This is a genomic window from Flavobacterium sp. (assembly GCF_013822155.1).
Classification (GTDB): Bacteria; Bacteroidota; Bacteroidia; order Flavobacteriales; family Flavobacteriaceae; genus Flavobacterium.
The window spans coordinates 1-1,410 of the sequence record NZ_PNJW01000175.1; the positions used below are offsets into that span (position 1 = coordinate 1).

The following is a 1,410-nucleotide window of genomic DNA, read 5'->3' on the forward strand; positions in this document are numbered from 1 at the left end:
GAAAGGAAAAAGCGTAAAAATTTATGTAAAATCCGGTGCGACTGATTCACAAGTGAAAGAGTTGTTAATGTTTGTAGAAGGCAGTGGCAAAGAAGAAACTGTTTTGATGTCATTAACAGGCGATTTTGATCTGAACGAACTTTCGGTTTTGACAGAAAAAATGAAATTACCGGGCGGCGATGATTTAAAAAAAGCTTCTAAAGGATCAAAAGGCCCGAAAGGCGCAAAATAATAAGATATGAAACTTATTTATTTCATCGCAATGTTAGCTTCAATGTTGTTGCTGAGTTGCAATAGTGAACCAAGTCTTCAAAAGTATTTTGTAGAGAAGTCAGAGGACAAAGATTTTGTTGCCCTTGATGTATCCCCAAATATTATTAATGTTGACAAAGCTAAATTAACTTCTGACCAAAAAACAGCTTTGGAATCATTTGATAAGATGAATATTTTAGCTTTCAAATTAGATGATAAGAACAAAGCGCAATACGAAGCTGAAAGTAAAAAGCTAACACAAATATTAAAAGGCAAAGAGTATCAGGAGCTAATGAAAGTGGGTTCAGGTAAAGATGGTGCTTCAATCAGTTTTGTGGGAGACGAGGATAATATAGATGAGTTTATTTTATTTGGTAAAAAGAAAGACAATGGTTTTGCCGTTGTGAGGATTTTGGGCAATGACATGAATCCGAATAATATTATGAATATGATTTCCATCTTGCAATCTGCCAATATTGACATGGACCAATTAAAGCCTTTAGAAGCTTTGATGAAAAAATAAAAAATGATTTTACTGAGGTTAATAGTTAAAAACGAAAAGTCCCGATTTACTCGGGACTTTTTTATTTTTTAAAGTATTTAAACGGAACAACGAGCATTCCAAAACATTCCCCTTGTTCTTTGCCAATATGTTTGTGGTGCATTTTGTGCGCCCTTCTAACAGCTTTTGCATAGCGATTGTTGGCATTTCGGAACAATTTAAACCTTTGGTGAATAAAAATGTCATGAACGGTAAAATAAGCTAATCCGTAAGCAAAAATTCCTAGTCCGATTGCTAAACCAATTTCGAGTATGTTGTTTTGCCAAAGTAAAAAGAAGCCAATGCTAACAACGGCATAAAAAATAAAGAAAGCATCATTGCGCTCGAACCAAGAATCGTGGTCTTTTTTGTGGTGATCAGCATGTAAATTCCAGAGAAAACCATGCATAATGTATTTGTGACTAAACCAAGCCATAAATTCCATGAAGCAAAATGTAGCAAAAAAAACTATAATGTGTAGGAGCATAATTTTATAATAAGTTTAAACGATAATTGACATAACATCGAGCTAAAAGTCCAAATTTTTCATAATCAGGTACTCGGATTCTAGTGTTTTTGATTTCCATCGAAGGTGTTTTTTTCAACTTAGACAGCAA

The 1,410-nt window shown here is 33.8% G+C and carries 3 protein-coding genes and 1 pseudogene; 2 read left to right on the forward strand and 2 right to left on the reverse strand.

Annotated elements, in window-relative coordinates; all coding sequences use genetic code 11:
- Positions 1-232, forward strand: a 232-nt coding sequence (locus C0512_RS15700) for a DUF4252 domain-containing protein (protein ID WP_290863269.1), incomplete at its 5' end; no start/stop codon positions are given.
- Positions 233-238: 6 nt separating this feature from the next.
- Positions 239-775 (forward strand): DUF4252 domain-containing protein, encoded by a 537-nt coding sequence (locus C0512_RS15705; protein ID WP_121313318.1) that lies wholly within the window; start codon positions 239-241, stop codon positions 773-775.
- 61 nt (positions 776-836) lie between these two features.
- On the opposite strand, the gene C0512_RS15710 is transcribed toward C0512_RS15705, so the two are convergent.
- A complete protein-coding gene (locus C0512_RS15710; protein ID WP_121313320.1) occupies positions 837-1,280 on the reverse strand; it encodes a sterol desaturase family protein in 444 nt (147 codons plus the stop codon).
- Between the two features lie 4 nt (positions 1,281-1,284).
- A pseudogene (locus C0512_RS15715) lies at positions 1,285-1,410 on the reverse strand (phytoene/squalene synthase family protein); the annotation flags it as partial.